1 pseudogene is annotated in these 411 nt (G+C 45.0%); it reads left to right on the top strand.

Annotated features, from left to right (window positions below):
- Positions 1–411 (top strand): annotated as a pseudogene (locus tag D1841_RS17805) (MSCRAMM family adhesin SdrC); the annotation flags it as partial.

Raw genomic sequence — 411 nt, 5'->3', positions numbered from 1 at the left:
GATACAGACGGCGACGGAAAGCCAGATATCAATAAGGATACTGATGGAGACGGCAAACCGGATGTAGACATTGATACAGACGGCGATGGAAAACCAGATATCAATAAGGATACTGATGGGGACGGTAAACCGGATGTAGACATTGATACAGACGGCGATGATAAACCGGATGTCAATATCGACACCGATGGAGACGGCAAACCGGATGTCAATGTCGACACCGATGGAGACGGCGTACCAGACATCAATATCGATACAGACGGCGATGGCATTCCAGATGTTAATATTGATACCGATGGGGACGGTAAACCGGACAAAAATGTCGATAAAGACTACAACAAAAAGCCAAATGGAAACAAAAAGCCAAGCGGCAATACGGATAAGAATGATAAGAAGTCAAATGCAGACAAA

This window comes from Neglectibacter sp. X4 (genome assembly GCF_009917365.1).
GTDB lineage: Bacteria > Bacillota > Clostridia > Oscillospirales > Acutalibacteraceae > Acutalibacter.
Note: the sequence above shows the minus strand (reverse complement) of the source record. Positions and strands in the feature narration are given on the sequence as shown.